Source organism: Roseburia sp. AM51-8 (assembly GCF_003478275.1).
In the GTDB taxonomy this organism is placed as follows: domain Bacteria; phylum Bacillota; class Clostridia; order Lachnospirales; family Lachnospiraceae; genus Pararoseburia; species Pararoseburia lenta.
The window spans coordinates 640,482-657,335 of sequence record NZ_QUEY01000001.1 but is presented as its reverse complement, the minus strand read 5'-3'; the positions used below and the strand labels follow the sequence as shown (position 1 = coordinate 657,335).

The 16,854-nt window shown below is 46.7% G+C and carries 22 protein-coding genes; all 22 read left to right on the top strand.

Annotation, left to right across the window (positions count from 1 at the left end; all coding sequences use genetic code 11):
- The first annotated feature begins 32 nt into the window (after positions 1 to 32).
- The 22 genes from rpsP (at position 33) to DW996_RS03210 (ending at position 16,808) form a co-directional block, all read left to right on the top strand.
- Positions 33 to 278, top strand: coding sequence for a 30S ribosomal protein S16 (rpsP, locus tag DW996_RS03310; RefSeq protein ID WP_118281308.1), 246 nt, complete (start codon positions 33 to 35; stop codon positions 276 to 278).
- A gap of 39 nt (positions 279 to 317) precedes the next feature.
- Positions 318 to 545 (top strand): KH domain-containing protein, encoded by a 228-nt coding sequence (locus tag DW996_RS03305; protein WP_118281307.1) that lies wholly within the window; start codon positions 318 to 320, stop codon positions 543 to 545.
- Positions 546 to 627: 82 nt separating this feature from the next.
- Complete coding sequence (gene rimM, locus DW996_RS03300; RefSeq protein WP_118534841.1) at positions 628 to 1,140, top strand: ribosome maturation factor RimM; 513 nt, start codon at positions 628 to 630, stop codon at positions 1,138 to 1,140.
- Between the two features lie 2 nt (positions 1,141 to 1,142).
- Positions 1,143 to 1,877, top strand: coding sequence for a tRNA (guanosine(37)-N1)-methyltransferase TrmD (trmD, locus tag DW996_RS03295; protein ID WP_118534840.1), 735 nt, complete (start codon positions 1,143 to 1,145; stop codon positions 1,875 to 1,877).
- Positions 1,878 to 1,989: 112 nt separating this feature from the next.
- A complete protein-coding gene (gene rplS, locus DW996_RS03290; RefSeq protein ID WP_118281304.1) occupies positions 1,990 to 2,343 on the top strand; it encodes a 50S ribosomal protein L19 in 354 nt (117 codons plus the stop codon).
- A 112-nt stretch (positions 2,344 to 2,455) separates the two neighbouring features.
- Positions 2,456 to 2,938: a S26 family signal peptidase gene (locus DW996_RS03285; RefSeq protein WP_118534839.1), complete on the top strand. Its 483-nt coding sequence runs from the start codon at positions 2,456 to 2,458 to the stop codon at positions 2,936 to 2,938.
- Positions 2,939 to 2,957: 19 nt separating this feature from the next.
- On the top strand, positions 2,958 to 3,083 hold the full coding sequence (locus tag DW996_RS15000; protein ID WP_442969912.1) for a S26 family signal peptidase: 126 nt from the start codon (positions 2,958 to 2,960) through the stop codon (positions 3,081 to 3,083).
- 8 nt (positions 3,084 to 3,091) lie between these two features.
- Entirely contained in the window at positions 3,092 to 3,961 is an 870-nt protein-coding gene (gene ylqF / locus DW996_RS03280; protein WP_118281302.1) for a ribosome biogenesis GTPase YlqF, read from the top strand.
- A gap of 1 nt (position 3,962) precedes the next feature.
- Positions 3,963 to 4,547 (top strand): signal peptidase I, encoded by a 585-nt coding sequence (gene lepB, locus DW996_RS03275; RefSeq protein WP_118281301.1) that lies wholly within the window; start codon positions 3,963 to 3,965, stop codon positions 4,545 to 4,547.
- A 21-nt stretch (positions 4,548 to 4,568) separates the two neighbouring features.
- The gene (locus tag DW996_RS03270) at positions 4,569 to 5,339 is read left to right on the top strand and encodes a ribonuclease HII (RefSeq protein ID WP_118281300.1); all 771 of its coding nucleotides are present in this window, start codon (positions 4,569 to 4,571) and stop codon (positions 5,337 to 5,339) included.
- Positions 5,340 to 5,360: 21 nt separating this feature from the next.
- Positions 5,361 to 7,037, top strand: coding sequence for a flagellar hook-length control protein FliK (locus tag DW996_RS03265; protein ID WP_118534838.1), 1,677 nt, complete (start codon positions 5,361 to 5,363; stop codon positions 7,035 to 7,037).
- A 2-nt stretch (positions 7,038 to 7,039) separates the two neighbouring features.
- Positions 7,040 to 7,348 carry an EscU/YscU/HrcU family type III secretion system export apparatus switch protein gene (locus DW996_RS03260; protein ID WP_118281298.1) on the top strand — a complete coding sequence of 103 codons (309 nt, stop codon included), beginning with the start codon at positions 7,040 to 7,042 and terminating at the stop codon, positions 7,346 to 7,348.
- A 23-nt stretch (positions 7,349 to 7,371) separates the two neighbouring features.
- Entirely contained in the window at positions 7,372 to 7,713 is a 342-nt protein-coding gene (locus DW996_RS03255; RefSeq protein ID WP_118534837.1) for a YraN family protein, read from the top strand.
- On the top strand, positions 7,710 to 8,540 hold the full coding sequence (pgeF, locus tag DW996_RS03250) for a peptidoglycan editing factor PgeF (RefSeq protein WP_118534836.1): 831 nt from the start codon (positions 7,710 to 7,712) through the stop codon (positions 8,538 to 8,540). Before DW996_RS03255 ends, pgeF begins: the two co-directional genes overlap by 4 nt.
- Positions 8,541 to 8,562: 22 nt before the next feature.
- The gene (locus tag DW996_RS03245; protein WP_118534835.1) at positions 8,563 to 9,879 is read left to right on the top strand and encodes a DUF512 domain-containing protein; all 1,317 of its coding nucleotides are present in this window, start codon (positions 8,563 to 8,565) and stop codon (positions 9,877 to 9,879) included.
- A gap of 16 nt (positions 9,880 to 9,895) precedes the next feature.
- Positions 9,896 to 11,218, top strand: coding sequence for a ribosome biogenesis GTPase Der (gene der, locus DW996_RS03240; RefSeq protein ID WP_118281294.1), 1,323 nt, complete (start codon positions 9,896 to 9,898; stop codon positions 11,216 to 11,218).
- 2 nt (positions 11,219 to 11,220) lie between these two features.
- Complete coding sequence (gene plsY / locus DW996_RS03235; protein ID WP_118534834.1) at positions 11,221 to 11,871, top strand: glycerol-3-phosphate 1-O-acyltransferase PlsY; 651 nt, start codon at positions 11,221 to 11,223, stop codon at positions 11,869 to 11,871.
- A gap of 42 nt (positions 11,872 to 11,913) precedes the next feature.
- Positions 11,914 to 12,927, top strand: a complete 1,014-nt coding sequence (locus DW996_RS03230) for an NAD(P)H-dependent glycerol-3-phosphate dehydrogenase (protein ID WP_243098646.1) — start codon at positions 11,914 to 11,916, stop codon at positions 12,925 to 12,927.
- 113 nt (positions 12,928 to 13,040) lie between these two features.
- A complete protein-coding gene (gene nrdD, locus DW996_RS03225; protein ID WP_118281291.1) occupies positions 13,041 to 15,161 on the top strand; it encodes an anaerobic ribonucleoside-triphosphate reductase in 2,121 nt (706 codons plus the stop codon).
- 14 nt (positions 15,162 to 15,175) lie between these two features.
- Positions 15,176 to 15,667, top strand: a complete 492-nt coding sequence (nrdG, locus tag DW996_RS03220) for an anaerobic ribonucleoside-triphosphate reductase activating protein (RefSeq protein ID WP_118534833.1) — start codon at positions 15,176 to 15,178, stop codon at positions 15,665 to 15,667.
- A gap of 25 nt (positions 15,668 to 15,692) precedes the next feature.
- Positions 15,693 to 16,130, top strand: a complete 438-nt coding sequence (dut, locus tag DW996_RS03215) for a dUTP diphosphatase (protein WP_118534832.1) — start codon at positions 15,693 to 15,695, stop codon at positions 16,128 to 16,130.
- 12 nt (positions 16,131 to 16,142) lie between these two features.
- Positions 16,143 to 16,808, top strand: coding sequence for an orotate phosphoribosyltransferase (locus tag DW996_RS03210; protein WP_243069530.1), 666 nt, complete (start codon positions 16,143 to 16,145; stop codon positions 16,806 to 16,808).
- The last annotated feature ends 46 nt before the right edge of the window (positions 16,809 to 16,854 follow it).

Below are 16,854 nucleotides of genomic sequence, written 5' to 3'. Positions count from 1 at the left end.
TATAATTTTTAATTTCTTAGGAGGAAAACAAAATGGCAGTAAAGATTAGATTAAGAAGAATGGGACAGAAGAAGAATCCTTTCTACAGAATCGTAGTAGCAGATTCCAGATCACCTAGAGATGGTAAGTGCATCGAGGAGATCGGAACATACGATCCAAATCAGGATCCTTCCGTATATCATGTAAACGAAGAGTTGGCAAAGAAGTGGCTCGCTAACGGAGCACAGCCAACAGAGACTGTAGCAAGAATTTTCAAGCAGGCTGGTATTGAGAAATAATCCATAAAAACAGGCATTGAAAGAACGAGGTATTAGGTGATGAAAGAATTAGTTGAAGTAATTGCAAAGTCACTGGTAGATTACCCGGAGGAAGTTGTTGTTACAGAAACAGAAAATGACAAGACCATTGTTGTTGAGTTACATGTGGCTTCATCAGATATGGGCAAGGTAATCGGCAAGCAGGGACGTATTGCAAAAGCAATCCGTTCCGTAGTGAAGGCAGCAGCCTCAAAGTCGGATAAAAAAGTCGTTGTAGATATTGTATAAGACTAAGATCCCTAATTGCCATGCGAATGTATGGCGGTTGGGGATTTCTTCTTATATAAAAGAATAATTTTGGGAGAGAAGTATGGATTTGTATCAGGTGGGCGCGATCACTCAGACGCATGGCGTCCGGGGCGAGGTCAAGGTATTTCCTTTGACGGATGATGTGATGCGCTTTAAAAATATGAAAGATCTGATCTTAGATACCGGTCGAGAGCAGATCACGCTGGAGGTGACTTCGGCGAGACCACAGAAAAATCTGGTGATCTTAAAGTTCAAGGGCTATGACAGCATCAATGATGTAGAAAAGTACAAGGGCGCCAAGTTGTATGTGACAAAAGAAAATCGTGTTGCATGTGATGAGGATGAGTATTTTATTGCAGATCTGATCGGACTTACAGTCGTCACAGAAGAGGGACAGGCACTCGGAACCCTGATTGATGTGATCAGCACAGGCGCCAATGATGTCTATGTGGTAGAGATGCCGTCCGGCAGGGAAGTCCTGCTTCCTGCTATCCGCGACTGTATCTTAAACGTAGACGATGAAGAAGGAAAAATGACCGTTCATCTCTTGGACGGACTGTTAGAAGAGGAGTAAACGTGAAGTTTTTTGTTTTAACCCTATTCCCGGAAATGGTCATGCAGGGCTTAAATACCAGTATTATCGGCAGGGCGATCCAAAAAGGACTCTTGTCTATAGAGGCGGTCAATATCCGTGATTATACCCTGGATAAGCACAAAAAGGTGGATGATTATCCTTATGGCGGCGGTGCGGGCATGGTCATGCAGGCGCAGCCGATCTACGATGCGTGGAAGTCTGTTGTCGATCGTGTGGAAGGCAGTGTACGCACCATTTATCTGACCCCCCAGGGAAAGACTTTTGTACAGAACGATGCAAAGGAACTGGCTAAGGAGGAAAATCTGATCCTGCTTTGCGGCCATTATGAAGGCGTCGATGAACGGGTATTAGAGGAGGTTGTTACCGATTATATGTCCATTGGGGATTTTGTCCTTACCGGTGGTGAACTTCCTGCCATGGTCATGGTCGATGCTATTTCCCGTATGGTTCCGGGCGTGCTTTCCAATGGAGACTCCAAAGAGACGGAGAGTTTTGAAAATAATCTCTTAGAGTATCCACAGTATTCCAGACCGGAAGAATGGAATGGCAAGAAGGTGCCTGCCATTCTTTTATCCGGAGATCATGCCAAGGTGGATGCCTGGCGGCATGAACAATCCCTGCTTCGTACAAAAGAGAGGCGACCGGATCTTCTGGCAGCAGCGGATCTTTCAAAACAAGATCGGGAATTTTTAGAAAAATGTAAGGAAATAGAATAAATACTTGCCTTTTGCACGGGTTTATGATATTATCAACGAGTTGTGAAAAGAGATGGTCCTCTGGTACGCATGTATTAAGAACGTCAAGATAATTTAATTAGGAGGTCACAAAATGAACGCAAATGAAATCATCAAGAACATTGAAGCAGAACAGTTAAAGTCTGAAGTAGACGAGTTCCACGTAGGTGATACTGTTAGGGTACACGCTAAGATCAAAGAGGGTAACCGTGAAAGAATCCAGGTATTCGAAGGTACTGTTTTAAAGAGACAGGGTGGAAGCAATCGTGAGACATTTACTGTTAGAAAGTTCTCTAACGGTGTTGGAGTAGAAAAGACATGGCCAGTGCATAGCCCTAACGTAGAGAAGATCGAAGTAGTACGTCGTGGTAAGGTAAGACGTGCTAAACTTAACTACTTAAGAGATCGTATCGGCAAGAAGGCTAAGGTTAAAGAATTAGTTCAGTAGTAAGACCAGAAGAGAGCAACCACAAATGTGGTTGTTCTTTTTTTTCATATCGTGTATAGTAATATAGGATTGTTATATATCCGATAAATGAGATATGATAATAGGATGAATTATGAATAAAAGACAGATTATACGCATGGCGAGGCAGGTAGGGAAAAAAATAGGCACTGGTAGAAGTGGGCTGAATTTCCGCCGCCGACGTCGCAAGATACAGGGTGAAAAAGTCCGCTATGTCAGTATTTGGATCGCAGAGATCTTAGCTGTTATCGCCTTAGCCTTTCTTGTTACCTTAGGCTATGGCAAAAGAATCTCCTGCTCGGGAGAATCCATGGCACCGGCAGTTGTGGAAAATGGCAGTGTGCTGGTCGATCGTGTGGCATACCACATCCGGTCACCGAAAAAAGGGGATGTCGTGGCTTTTACACCAAAGGGCAATACCAGTGCCAACGATAATGTCAAGCGTATCGTGCGGTGCCGGGGGATACGGTGCAGATCAAAAGTGGTAGACTTTATGTCAACGGAACAGCCACAAACCTCAAACAGACCGGATTGTCTATTAAGGATGCCGGACGGGCTGAGACGGAGATCACCTTAGGGATGATGAGTACTTTGTACTGGGTGACAATGTCAACAACAGTGAGGATAGCCGCTACGAATCCATTGGCAATGTGACGCGCAAGGAAATGATAGGAAAGGTATGGTTCTGTTTATCCCTCAAGGGATTCGGACCGGTAAACTAGGAGTAGATATGGAATTTCAATGGTACCCGGGTCATATGACCAAGGCAAAAAGACAGATGCAGGAGGACATAAAACTGATCGATCTGGTGATCGAACTGGTGGATGCAAGGATTCCCCTGAGCAGCCGCAATCCGGATATAGACGAACTGGGCAAGCAGAAGGCAAGACTGATCTTGCTGAATAAGGCAGATCTGGCAGACCCTAAGGTGACAGCAGGCTGGAAAACATATTTTCAGGATAAGGGATATTTTGTCGTAACCCTGGATTCCCGCAATCGCAAGGGCATGAAGGAAGTGACACAGGTCGTCATGGATGCCTGTGCCAAAAAGATCGAACGAGACCGGGCGAGAGGGATCAAGAACCGACCGGTGCGTGCTATGGTCGTAGGTATTCCAAATGTAGGAAAGTCGACCTTTATCAATTCTTATGCTGGAAAAGCCTGCGCCAAGACCGGCAATAAGCCGGGCGTTACCAAGGGCAAGCAGTGGATACGCCTCAATAAAAATGTCGAGTTGCTCGATACACCGGGCATCTTATGGCCAAAGTTTGAAGATCAGACGGTCGGACTGCATTTAGCATGCATCGGCTCGATCAAAGATGAACTTTTGCAGACAGAAGAACTCGCCTTAGAACTCTGCAAGATCTTAAAGGACAAGTATCCGGGGGCTCTGGCAGGGCGTTATCAGATCGATGAGACAAAAGAAGTTCTTACTTTCTTAGAGCAGATCGCTGAAAATCGGAATTGCCGCTCTAAGGGAAACCAGTTGGATTACAGCAAGGCAGCCCTTCTGGTGATCGATGATTTCCGCAGCGGAACGATCGGCAAGATTTCTCTGGAATTTCCGGAGAAAATAAAAAAGGAAGAGACGGAAGTATAAAATGACACAAGAACAAAAAAGTACAAAAAAACCGGATCAGGCAGAGCAGACATCACCGGCACATGAGATCTTAAGTTTGCTTTTATATATCGTTATTGTTTTTGGCATCTGTTTTTTGATCATAACCTTTGTGGGACAGCGATCCCGCGTGAGTGGTTCTTCCATGGAACCGACACTTTCCGATGGGGACAATCTGATCGTGGATAAGATCTCTTACCGCTTACATGATCCTGAGCGTTTTGATATCATCATCTTCCCTTATCAATATGAAGAAAACACCTATTATATCAAGCGTATCATCGGTCTTCCGGGCGAGACGGTCTACATCAATGATGCCGGAGAGATCTATATCAACGGCACTCTTTTGAAAGAAAATTACGGACTGGAGACCATCCAGAATCCGGGACTGGCATCGGAACCCATCACACTGGGCGATGATGAATACTTTGTTATGGGTGACAATCGCAACAACAGTACCGACAGCCGTTTTGCCTCGGTAGGAGCGATCAAGCGTCAGGACATCATCGGTAAGGCATGGGTGCGTATCTATCCATTCAACAAGATCATGGTCATCAAACACCAGTAGCATTTAGGAGAAGTCGTGGATATGGAAAAAAAGATCAAAGATATCCAGCAGGAATACAAGGAAAAAGACGATCTGGAATTGCCGGATTTTATTGAAGAATACATAAGAGACGGCAGACCGGGTGTTGCCAAGATCATCGGGCAGGCGAAAAAAAGACTGGACCGGTTGGAACAGGAAAGGCAGCGTTTGGAGGTCTTGCGGACTTATGAGCACCGCTATGAAGATGCATACCCTATGATCTGTGGCATTGATGAGGTGGGCAGAGGACCGCTTGCCGGGCCGGTGTGTGCGGCGGCAGTCATTTTACCAAGGGATTGTGAGATCCTTTATATCAATGATTCCAAGAAATTATCGGAGGCAAGACGTGAGGCGCTCTATGATGAGATCATGGAAAAAGCAGTTGCAGTAGGTCTTGGTTTTGCTTCGCCGGAAAAGATCGATGAGGTCAATATTTTACAGGCGACTTATATTGCCATGCGTCAGGCAATCGCAGAACTTGCGGTTGCGCCGGATCTTTTGTTAAATGATGCCGTGACCATACCGGAGGTATCCGTCAAACAGGTGCCGATCATCAAGGGGGATGCCAAGAGCATTTCCATCGGGGCGGCAAGTATCATTGCAAAAGTGACCAGAGACCGACTGATGAAAGAATACGATGCCATCATGCCGGAATATGGCTTTGCACAGAACAAGGGCTATGGCACGAAAGAACATATCGAAGCGTTACAGAAGTACGGACCAAGTCCTATCCACAGAAAGTCCTTTATCGGTCATTTTGTGGAATGTGAGTAACTTTTCTAAGGGGGAAGAGAAGTGCAGGTTTCTGATTTGCTGACACAGTATCAAAACAATTTATCTTCCGGCAGTGAGGTCTCCACCAAGACAAAGGGGATAGAGCAATTAGTCGAGACGGTAAAACAATTAAAGACAGGCAATATTTTTGAGGGAACCGTAAATAGCATACGCGGTACTCAGGTAATATTAGGGCTGAGCAGTGGACAGAATATTACAGCCAGATTGGACGCGGGCTTGTCTCTTTCTAAGGGGCAGTCTGTTTTTTTTCAGGTGAAATCCAATGACGGAGAACAGATCCGGATCAAGCCGATCTCCATGGGAGCAGGTCAGGGCAATCCGACACTGATGCAGGCACTGGATGCCGCAAGTCTGGCAGTGAGCGAGCGTAACTTAAACATGGTAAATGCCATGATGAAAGAAGGCATGTCGATCGATTCCAAAAGCCTGCAAAATATGGCAAGACAGATCGGCAGTGTCCCGGGCAGTCAGCCGGAGACCATTGTGCAGATGCAGAAATTACAACTTCCCATCGATGCCAACAGTGTCGAGCAGTTTGAAAATTATAAGGCGGACAGGCGTCAAGTCCTAAGTCAGGTGCAGGATCTGGTGGCGGTATTGGGAGAGTCTTTTTTAGATGATGCGGTAGATACCCAGACGATGGTCGGGCAGAACAACCGGCTGGTGGCATTTTTCGGAGATCTTTCCATGCAGGAGGCGTTTGCCACAGGCGAAGCGGTCTATGCAGAGGAAATGCTACCAGCAGAAGGGCAGGAGTCTGTGGATCTGGAATACTTATCCCAGAGGGCGGGGATCTTCTCGCAGACACTGGAGGATATGGATGCCTATGAAGCCGGAACACTTGGCAATAGTCTGGATCAGGGGACATTTGCAGACCTGCAAAATGTCTTGGGACAGATGCCGTCTTTTATCAAGGAACACGCCAATTTTTTTACGGCAGAGGGGCAGCTTCTACCACAGACCAAGGTGGATGCTTTTTTGCAGGAAGTCTCTGTTTTTTTAGGACAAAATGCCGGCGGGCTTTCCAAGGAGAGTGTGCAAGATCTTTTACGTTCCAGGGGCTATCAGAAGTTATTTTCTGATCTGGTGACAAAAGAGTGGACGGTTGCGCCGCAGGATTTGCCAAAAGAACACAGTATCAGCCACCTGTATGAGAAAATGTCGCAGCAGATCCATGATCTGGAACAACTGGCAGACAAATTTCCAAGTGCCAAAGAGACCATACAGGGGACAGCCAATTCCCTGTCACAAAATATAGAATTCATGAACCAGTTAAGCCAGATGTATTCCTATGTGCAGGTGCCGATACGCCTGCGCGGACAGAATGTCAACAGCGAACTTTTTGTTTATCGCAACGGGGGGCGCGACAAGGGGGCAGACGATGAACTGACGGCTTTTTTACATTTTGATATGGACAATCTGGGCGGTGTGGATATTTCTGTCAAGATGCTCCAAAAAAATGTATCTGCCAACTGGTACTTAGAGGATGCAGACAGTCTGACGCTTTTGGAGGAGAATATGCATCTTTTGACGGATCGCTTAGAAAAAAAGGGTTACACCTGTAGCATGAAATTGGAACAGGATGCCAAAAAGATCGATTTTGTGGAAGATTTTTTAAAGGCAGACCAGAAAAGCAGCGGCGAGGTGCATCGGTATTCCTTTGATGTGAGGGCATAAGTATGGAAAATAAAGAGTGGAAACCCCAGGATTTTTCAAAAGAAAAGACAGCAGTCGCCCTATCCTATGATCCAAATGATATTGCACCAAAGATCGTGGCAACGGGCAAGGGACATGTGGCGGAAAAGATCATTACCTCCGCCAAGGAAAATGATGTGCCTTTTTATCAGGATGGAAAACTGGCAGATACCTTATCCAAATTTGACATTGGAGAAGCCATTCCACCGGAATTATATGAGGTCGTTGCGGAGATACTGGTCTTTGTGGACGGCATGGAAAAGGTGAAAGCAAAACTGGACGGGAGGAAATAGGAACGAAAGCAAATAAAAGAAGTGTGGGGAGCAGGTATGAAAAAGAAGCGGCAGACTATTTAAGGCGTCAGGGCTATGAGATCCTTGTTATGAATTATCGCAACCGCAAGGGTGAGATCGATATCGTGGCGAGGGACGGGGTCTACCTTTGTTTTGTGGAGGTAAAGTACCGCAAGGATGCTGCCGCCGGAGATCCTTTGGAGGCGGTCGGCTGGCGAAAGCAGATGGTCATCTGTCGGGTGGCGGATCATTTCCTTTTGACGCACAGACAGTGGGCAGATCTACAGATCCGCTTTGATGTCGTTGCCATTTTAAAGGACGAGATCACACTTCTTACCAATGCCTTTCCTTATATCGGCTTATGATAGAAACAAGAAACTACAGATCAGAGGAAGGATATGTTCTGCCTTATCTTTCCTTTTCAAGTTATGAGGCACTGCCTTATATCCGGCATATGTTTACGACCAGAGAGGGCGGTGTCAGCAAGGATATCTATGAAAGCCTGAACCTAAGTTTTACCAGAGGGGATGACGAGACGGCAGTTTTGGAAAACTACCGAAGGGTGGCTCAGGCACTGGGGACGTCCATAGATCAAATCGTGACGAGCGACCAGACCCACACGACCAATGTGAGACCTGTGGGAAAGGAAGATCTTGGCAAGGGGATCACGCGCCCACGCGATTATAAAGATGTGGACGGCATGGTCACAGACCAGCCGGGTGTTTTGCTTGCCACTTTCTATGCAGATTGTGTCCCGCTTTATTTTGTGGATCCGGTGCATAAGGCGATCGGTCTGTCCCATTCCGGCTGGAGAGGGACGGTAGGACGTATGGGACAGGCGACGGTAGAAGCCATGGAAAGATCCTTTGGAAGTCAGCCGAAAGACCTGCTCTGTGCCATCGGTCCATCCATCTGTCAGGACTGCTATGAGGTGAGCCGGGATGTGGCAGAGGCATTTATATTTGCATTTCCGACCCATGAAAAGGAGATCTTACAGGCAGGCGCGCTCGGCAAATACCAGTTGGATCTGTGGAAAGCCAATGAGATCGTATTGACAGAGGCAGGTGTGTTGAAAGAGCATATAGACCTTGCAGGGCTTTGTACCTGCTGCAACAGCAGTATATTATTTTCGCACAGAGCCAGCAAGGGGAAACGAGGAAATCTGGGAGCATTTTTGATGCTTACCGAGTGACAAGAAAGATGAGGATAGATTTATGAGCACATCACATCAGATTGCTTTTGTAAGACCCGGGAGTCCCGCGGCACTTGCAGGAGTGGAACCGATGGATATCATAAAAGAGATCAATGGTGTCGAACTGATCGATATCTTTGATTATTATTACTACGAGGATGAACCAGCATTTGAGATGCTGATCGAAAAGCCGGATCAGACAAGACATCTTGTGCATATCACAAAATCAGAGGGCGAAGATCTTGGTATCACCTTTGAAAATGGACTGATGGACGATTATCGGTCCTGCCACAATAAATGCATGTTCTGTTTCATTGACCAGATGCCGCCGGGCATGCGGGAAACCTTATATTTTAAGGATGACGATACCAGGCTTTCTTTTTTACAGGGCAACTATGTGACCCTGACCAACATGAAGGAGGAAGATCTCAAACGTATCATCCACTATCATCTGGCACCCATCAATATCTCTGTGCAGGCGACCAATCCCGAACTGCGCTGCAAAATGCTCCACAATCGTTTTGCCGGTGACATCTTAGACAAGATCAAGATGTTAGCGGATGCCGATATTGAGATGAATGCCCAGATCGTTTTGTGCAAGGGAGAAAATGATGGGGCAGAACTGGATCGTTCCATCGGAGATCTTTTATCTTTTTACCCGCAGATGCAGAGCATGTCTGTAGTGCCGGTAGGATTGACCAAGTTTCGAGAGGGGCTGTACCCGCTGGAACCTTTTGAAAGAGAAGAAGCGCGCGAAGTGCTTGCTACCATCCACAAATGGCAGGACATCAGTTTTGAAAAGTACGGCACACATTTTGTGCAGGCATCGGATGAATGGTATCTGATCGCCGGTTATGACCTGCCGACGGAAGAACGCTATGACGGCTATACCCAGTTGGAAAACGGTGTCGGCATGATCCGGCTTTTGATGGACGAATTCCGGGAAGCCTTAGCCAAAGAGAAAAAGCATCCTTTTATGCGGAAAAAAGAATGTGCGATTGCGACCGGAAGGCTGGCAGCCCCTTTTATCCGCATGCTGTGTCAGGAATTCATGGAGAAATTCCCCAAGGTCACCGTGTATGTCTATGAGATCCGCAACGATTTCTTTGGCGAAAAGATCACGGTTTCTGGTCTGATCACAGGACAGGATCTGATGGCACAACTCAAGGAACAGCCGCTGGGAAGCCACCTGCTTTTACCGCAGAATATGGTGCGTGCCGAGGAACAGGATTTCTTGGATGATGTGACGGTCGCCCAGTTAAGTGACGCTTTACAAGTAAAGGTGGATATTGTAAAATCAAGCGGACAAGATCTCGTGAAACAGTTAATGACATTATAAATAGATGGAGGAAAATATGAGTAAGCCTGTAGTTGCCATTGTAGGACGACCAAATGTAGGAAAGTCTACTTTGTTCAATGCCTTGGCAGGAGAGAGGATTTCGATTGTAAAAGATACGCCGGGAGTGACCCGAGACCGTATCTATGCAGATGTTACATGGTTGAAGCATGAATTTACCATGATCGATACCGGTGGTATTGAGCCGGAATCAAAAGATATTATCATCAGCCAGATGCGTGAGCAGGCGCAGATCGCCATTGATACGGCAGATGTCATCATCTTTATGACAGATGTCAGACAGGGACTGGTGGATGCGGATGCAAAAGTAGCGGATATGCTGCGCCGTTCCAAAAAACCGGTCGTTTTGGTAGTCAACAAGGTTGACAGTTTTGAAAAATACATGGCGGATGTCTATGAATTTTATAATCTGGGTATCGGGGATCCGATTCCAATCTCATCTTCCTCTATGTTAGGACTGGGGGATATGCTAGACCAGGTGATCGCACATTTCCCGGAAGATGCTGGCGCAGATGAGGATCAGGATATTCCTAAGATCGCGATCGTTGGCAAACCAAACGTAGGAAAATCATCCCTTGTCAACCGTCTGGTGGGAGAGAACCGTGTGATCGTTTCCAATGTGGCTGGAACTACCAGAGATGCGGTCGATACCAAGGTCAAGTTCCATGGCAAGGAATATATCTTTATCGACACGGCAGGATTGCGCCGCAAGAGCAAGATCAAGGAAGAATTGGAACGATTTAGTATCATTCGTGCCGTTGCTGCCGTAGAAAAGGCAGATGTCGTGATCGTGATGATCGATGCGACCGAGGGCGTGACAGAGCAGGATGCCAAGATCGCCGGGATCGCACATGAGCGCGGCAAGGGCATTATCATTGCAGTCAACAAGTGGGATGCCATCGAAAAGGATGACAAGACCATTTACAAGCATAAAGAAAAGATCAGACAGACCTTATCCTTTATGCCATATGCGCAGATCATGTTTATTTCCGTTTTGACGGGACAGCGTCTGCCAAAGATCTATGAGACCATCGATGCCGTGATCGAGAATAATTCTATGCGTGTTGCGACAGGTGTCTTAAATGAGATCGTGACCGAGGCTGTTGCTATGCAGCAACCGCCATCCGATAAGGGCAAGCGTCTCAAGATCTACTATGTGACCCAGGTGGCAGTCAAGCCGCCGACATTTGTTATCTTTGTCAATGACAAGGAATTGATGCATTTCTCCTACACCAGATATTTGGAGAACCGTATCCGTGATGCCTTTGGATTTGAGGGGACTTCCCTTAAGTTTATCATCAGGGAGAGAAAGGACGACTAATTATGGAATTGATGAGGCTCGTCGCACTTGCGATCGGTTATGCCTTTGGATTGATCTTATCGGGCTATCTTTTTGGCAAGAAAAAAGATGTGGATATCCGCAAACAGGGAAGCGGCAATATTGGTACGACCAACACCATGCGTATTTTAGGCATCAAGGTAGGTGCGCTGACACTGGTGTGTGACTGCTTAAAATGTGTGGCGGCAGTGGTAGTCGTCTGGCTTCTTTTTCGCACATCATACCCGGAGCATATTGTCTTGTTGGAATTATACGGGGCACTGGGTGCCATACTGGGGCATGATTTCCCTTTCTTTATGAAGTTTAAGGGGGGCAAGGGCATTGCCTGTAGTTTTGGTATGATCATAGCCCTCTTTCCGCAGTGTCTGCCACTTTGTGTTCTGATCTTTGTTCTGGCAGTGGCGATCACACGCTATGTGTCTCTGGGATCTATCCTGGCGGCGCTGGGACTCATGGTACAGATCTGGATCTTTGGGGCAAAGGGCTGGCTGGCATTTGCCACGTCGGATCTTTTAGAAGCCCAGATCTTAGTATCTTTTGCCTGTATCCTTGCCATTGTATTGCATCGGGGCAATATCAAGCGACTTTTGGCAGGTAATGAAAACAAGTTTTCTTTTAAATCAAAACGAGACTAGCAAATCAGTCAAGGAATCCTGCTTTTGGCAGGGTTCTTTTGCATGGAAGTAAAGGAGCAAAAAATGAAAGTTGGTGTCATCGGCGCAGGAAGTTGGGGATGTGCGCTGGCAATTTTATTACAGAATAACGGATGTCAGGTGAGTCTGTGGGGACATAGAAGGGAACAGATCGAAAAGATGCAGGCAAGCGGGGAGTGTGACAAACTGCCGGGAGTCATGCTTCCAAAGGAAATGAGCCTGACCTGGGATCTTTCTTCCTGTCTTTTGGGCAAGGATCTTCTGGTCTTAGCGGTTCCTTCTACGGCAACCAGAGAGACCGCAGAAAAGATCAAGCCTTATGTGGAAAAGAACCAGATCCTTTGCAGTGTTTCCAAGGGAATCGAGGAAGATAGCCTTTTGACCCAATGCGGTATTTTAGAAGATGTCTTGGGGAAGGATGCTAAGGTGGGCGTTCTAAGCGGTCCGTCTCATGCAGAAGAAGTCGTAAAAGGTCTGCCGACCGTTGTGGTTGCCGGTTCACGCGATATAGCCGTGGCAGAATTTTTACAGAATGCCTTTATGAATGAAAATTTCCGTGTCTATACCAGCACGGATGTGACCGGGATTGAGATCGGTGCCTCTTTAAAGAATGTCATCGCACTGGCTGCCGGTATGTCGGATGGTCTGGGCTATGGGGACAATACCAAGGCGGCACTGATCACACGCGGCATCAAGGAAATATCTTCCTTGGCACTTGCCATGGGAGGACTTCCGCAGACCCTCAGTGGTCTTGCAGGCACAGGGGATCTGATCGTGACCTGTTCCAGCCGTCACAGCAGAAACCGTAAGGCAGGTATGCTGATCGGTCAGGGCTTGCGTCCAAAGGATGCCATGGATCAGGTGCATATGGTCGTAGAAGGTGTTTATTCAGCCAAGGCGGCACTGGCGCTGGGAAAAAAATACCAGGTCAGTCTGCCCATCATAGAACAGGTCAATGAGGTCTTGTTTCATGACGTAGATCCCCGCCTTGCCGTGCGCAGTCTCATGGAACGTGACAAAAAATCAGAGATTGCTTAAAAATCTATTGACTGCCATTTCCTATGATGCTAGAATGTAGAAACGGAGCACAAGATATAGTATGTTGCAGGATGTGCTATATCGACATATAGATAAGAAAGGGAGCGTAAGCGTTGATAAAAGTAGTAAAAAAAGACGGAACATTAGAGGATTTTAACGTACAAAAAGTCGTGGATGCAGTCAACAAATCTGCATGCAGGGTATTGATCAATTTTACAGAAGAAGAAGAAAAGTTTATTTGCCAGTTTGTAGAAGAAAAAGTATTTGCTCTCGGTATCGACCGCATCGAGATCGCACAGATGCATAACATTGTAGAGGGCGCACTGGAAAGAGTCAATCCGGTGGTAGCCAAGAGTTATAGGGATTACCGTAATTATAAGCAGGACTTTGTGCAGATGTTAGACGATGTCTATACCAAGAGCCAGTCCATTATGTATATCGGTGACAAGGAAAATGCCAATACGGACTCTGCTTTGGTATCTACCAAGCGAAGCCTGATCTTTAACGAGTTCAACCGTGAATTATACAAGAAATTCTTCCTGACGACAGAGGAGATCCAAGCCATTCGTGACGGCTATATCTATATCCATGATATGTCAGCCAGACGTGATACCATGAACTGCTGCCTTTTTGATGTCAAAGCAGTCTTGGAGGGCGGATTTGAGATGGGAAATATCTGGTACAATGAGCCGAAATCCCTGGATGTTGCCTTTGACGTGATCGGAGATATCGTGCTGAGTGCTGCCAGCCAGCAGTATGGCGGCTTTACGGTGCCAAGCGCAGATCTGATCCTGGATAAATACGCAGAGATCTCTTTTGCCAAGTATGTGGAAAAATATACAGGTCTTGGACTTTCCCAAGAAAAGGCAGAAGCAACCGCTATGGCAGATGTAGAACGTGACTTTGAACAGGGCTTCCAGGGCTGGGAGTACAAGTTCAATACCGTTGCCAGCAGCCGTGGAGATTATCCGTTTATCACGGTGACCGCCGGAACCGGAACGACTCGTTTTGCCAAGATGGCGACCATCTGCATGCTCCGTGTCCGCATGAACGGACAGGGCAAAAAGGGACATAAGAAACCGGTACTTTTCCCGAAGATCGTATTTTTATATGATGAGAATTTACACGGACCGGGCAAGGAATTGGAAGATGTCTTTGAAGCAGGCATCGAATGTTCCAGAAAGACCATGTATCCGGATTGGCTGAGCCTGACCGGTAAGGGCTATATCGCCAGCATGTATAAGCAATACGGAGAGATCATCAGTCCGATGGGCTGTCGTGCCTTCCTTTCTCCTTGGTATGAAAGAGGCGGTATGTATCCGGCAGACGATCAGGATCGTCCGGTCTTTGTCGGCAGATTTAATATCGGAGCCGTCAGCCTGCATCTGCCAATGATCTTGGCAAAGGCAAGACAGGAGAGCCGCGACTTTTACGAAGTGTTGGATTACTATCTGGAACTTATCCGTAAACTCCATATCCGTACCTATGCTTATCTTGGTGAGATGCGTGCATCCACCAATCCACTGGCATATTGTGAAGGCGGATTTTATGGCGGACATCTGAAATACAATGACAAGATCAAACCAATCTTAAAGACAGCTACAGCTTCTTTCGGCATTACTGCATTCAACGAATTGCAGGAACTCTACAATGGCAAGTCCCTGGTAGAGGACGGACAGTTTGCGGTAGAGGTCTTGGAGCACATCAATGACAAGATCAATGAGTTTAAAAAAGAAGACGGCAATCTTTATGCGATCTACGGTACACCGGCAGAAAACCTCTGCGGTTTACAGGTAAAGCAGTTCCGCAAGAAATACGGTATCGTTGAAAATGTATCTGACCGTGAATATGTCAGCAACAGTTTTCATTGTCATGTCACAGAAGATATCACACCGATCCAGAAGCAGGATCTGGAATATCGTTTCTGGGAACTTTCCAATGGTGGCAAGATCCAGTATGTAAAATACCCGATCGGCTACAACAAAGAGGCAGTCAAGACCTTGGTACGCCGTGCTATGGAAATGGGATTTTACGAGGGCGTCAACCTTTCCCTTTCCTATTGTGATGATTGTGGTCATGAGGAATTGGATATGGATGTGTGTCCGGTCTGCGGCAGCAAGAATCTGACCAAGATCGAGCGTATGAATGGATATCTTTCTTACTCCAGAGTCAAGGGAGATACCAGATTGAATGATGCCAAGATGGCAGAAATAGCAGAAAGAAAGAGTATGTAGTATAGGTGGAATAAATGCGTTATCATAATATAACAAAAGACGATATGCTAAACGGCGACGGTCTGCGTGTGGTCTTATGGGTTGCCGGCTGCGATCATTGCTGCAAGGATTGCCAGAACCCGGTCACATGGGATCCCAATGGCGGTCTGGAGTTTGATGCAGAGGCAAAGGCAGAGTTATTTGAGGCACTGGATCATGATTATATTTCCGGTATCACTTTTAGCGGTGGAGATCCTCTTTTTTATGGCAACCGGGAAGATGTGACCCTGCTTGCCAAAGAGGTAAAGGATCGTTTTCCGGAAAAAACCATATGGCTTTATACCGGCTTTACCTACGAGACTATCCAGACGCTTCCTGTCATGGAATACGTGGATGTTTTGGTGGACGGAGAATTTGTCGTAGAAAAGAAAGATACCAGTCTTTACTGGCGCGGCAGCAGCAATCAGCGTGTGATCGATGTAGTTGCCACTAGAAAAACAAACGAAATCGTGTTACATTGTAAATAGCAATTCTTTTTTAGGAGTAGATGGAATGAAAATAGCATGGAAAAAACTGACATCTTCCGCAAAAATGCCGGAGAGAGGAAGTGCTTGGGCAGCGGGCTATGATCTGTTTGCAGATATTGCAGAGGAGACAAGGCTTGCACCGCACGAAACCAAAATGATCGGCACAGGTGTCGCACTGGCAGTGCCGGAAGGATATTTTGGCGGTGTTTTTGCCAGAAGCGGACTTTCTGCCAAGGAGGGACTTCGTCCTGCCAACTGTACCGGCGTGGTCGATGCAGACTATCGTGGTGAGGTCAAGGTGGCACTACATAACGACAGCGAGGAGGAGCGCGTCGTAGCGCCGGGACAAAAGATCGCACAACTGGTCATCATGCCATTTCTTTCCGTAGAATTTGAAGAGGTTGCAGACTTAGACGAGACAGAACGGGGACAAGGTGGATTTGGATCTACCGGTAAAATGTAGGAGGTATGCATTATGGGAGAGGCAGTAAAGAGTATTCGGGATCGTATGGTCAAGTTTTATGCAAAGGATGACAATACCATTACGTTAAACGCGACACCGGGGCATTTTGCAACGAGTTCATCACACATCAACTTCTATATCGATGTGACGCGATTAAAGGTACGTGCCAATGAGGCGAGGGAAGCAGCAAGAAGCATCAAGAACAAGATGCTGCATCATGTGACGACAGTGGATACCATTGTCTGCATGGATGGTACGGAGGTACTGGGCGCTTATCTGGCAGAGGAATTAGAAAAAGGACATTTCGCAAATAACAACAAACATGAGACTGTTTATATCGTGTCTCCGGAAGTCAACAGCATCAACCAGTTGCTTTTCCGTGAAAATGTACGTCCGGCGATCGAGGGGAAAAATGTATTGCTTTTGCTGGCAACCATGACGACGGGCGAGACCGTGCGCAGGAGTCTGGAATGTATTGAGTATTACGGAGGTAATATCGTGGGTGTATCTTCCATCTTTGGTACCATGACCAAGGTTGGCAATACCGAGGTATTTCCACTCTTTACCACGGATGATCTGCCGGGCTATCAGACCTATGCACCGCATGAATGTCCGTATTGCAAGAAAGGCATACCGATCGAGGCCATGGTCAATGGCTTCGGCTATTCAAAGTTATAATAAGAGCAAAAGGATGCGCCAAGCATTGCTTCGGCGCATTTCTTTA

Coding starts and splice junctions, on each gene's coding strand:
- rpsP (WP_118281308.1), top strand. CDS start 33: ATGGCAGTAAAGATTAGATTAAGAAGAATGGGACAGAAGAAGAATCCT.
- DW996_RS03305 (WP_118281307.1), top strand. CDS start 318: ATGAAAGAATTAGTTGAAGTAATTGCAAAGTCACTGGTAGATTACCCG.
- rimM (WP_118534841.1), top strand. CDS start 628: ATGGATTTGTATCAGGTGGGCGCGATCACTCAGACGCATGGCGTCCGG.
- rplS (WP_118281304.1), top strand. CDS start 1,990: ATGAACGCAAATGAAATCATCAAGAACATTGAAGCAGAACAGTTAAAG.
- DW996_RS03285 (WP_118534839.1), top strand. CDS start 2,456: ATGAATAAAAGACAGATTATACGCATGGCGAGGCAGGTAGGGAAAAAA.
- ylqF (WP_118281302.1), top strand. CDS start 3,092: ATGGAATTTCAATGGTACCCGGGTCATATGACCAAGGCAAAAAGACAG.
- lepB (WP_118281301.1), top strand. CDS start 3,963: ATGACACAAGAACAAAAAAGTACAAAAAAACCGGATCAGGCAGAGCAG.
- DW996_RS03270 (WP_118281300.1), top strand. CDS start 4,569: ATGGAAAAAAAGATCAAAGATATCCAGCAGGAATACAAGGAAAAAGAC.
- DW996_RS03260 (WP_118281298.1), top strand. CDS start 7,040: ATGGAAAATAAAGAGTGGAAACCCCAGGATTTTTCAAAAGAAAAGACA.
- pgeF (WP_118534836.1), top strand. CDS start 7,710: ATGATAGAAACAAGAAACTACAGATCAGAGGAAGGATATGTTCTGCCT.
- DW996_RS03245 (WP_118534835.1), top strand. CDS start 8,563: ATGAGCACATCACATCAGATTGCTTTTGTAAGACCCGGGAGTCCCGCG.
- der (WP_118281294.1), top strand. CDS start 9,896: ATGAGTAAGCCTGTAGTTGCCATTGTAGGACGACCAAATGTAGGAAAG.
- plsY (WP_118534834.1), top strand. CDS start 11,221: ATGGAATTGATGAGGCTCGTCGCACTTGCGATCGGTTATGCCTTTGGA.
- DW996_RS03230 (WP_243098646.1), top strand. CDS start 11,914: ATGGAAGTAAAGGAGCAAAAAATGAAAGTTGGTGTCATCGGCGCAGGA.
- nrdG (WP_118534833.1), top strand. CDS start 15,176: ATGCGTTATCATAATATAACAAAAGACGATATGCTAAACGGCGACGGT.
- dut (WP_118534832.1), top strand. CDS start 15,693: ATGAAAATAGCATGGAAAAAACTGACATCTTCCGCAAAAATGCCGGAG.
- DW996_RS03210 (WP_243069530.1), top strand. CDS start 16,143: ATGGGAGAGGCAGTAAAGAGTATTCGGGATCGTATGGTCAAGTTTTAT.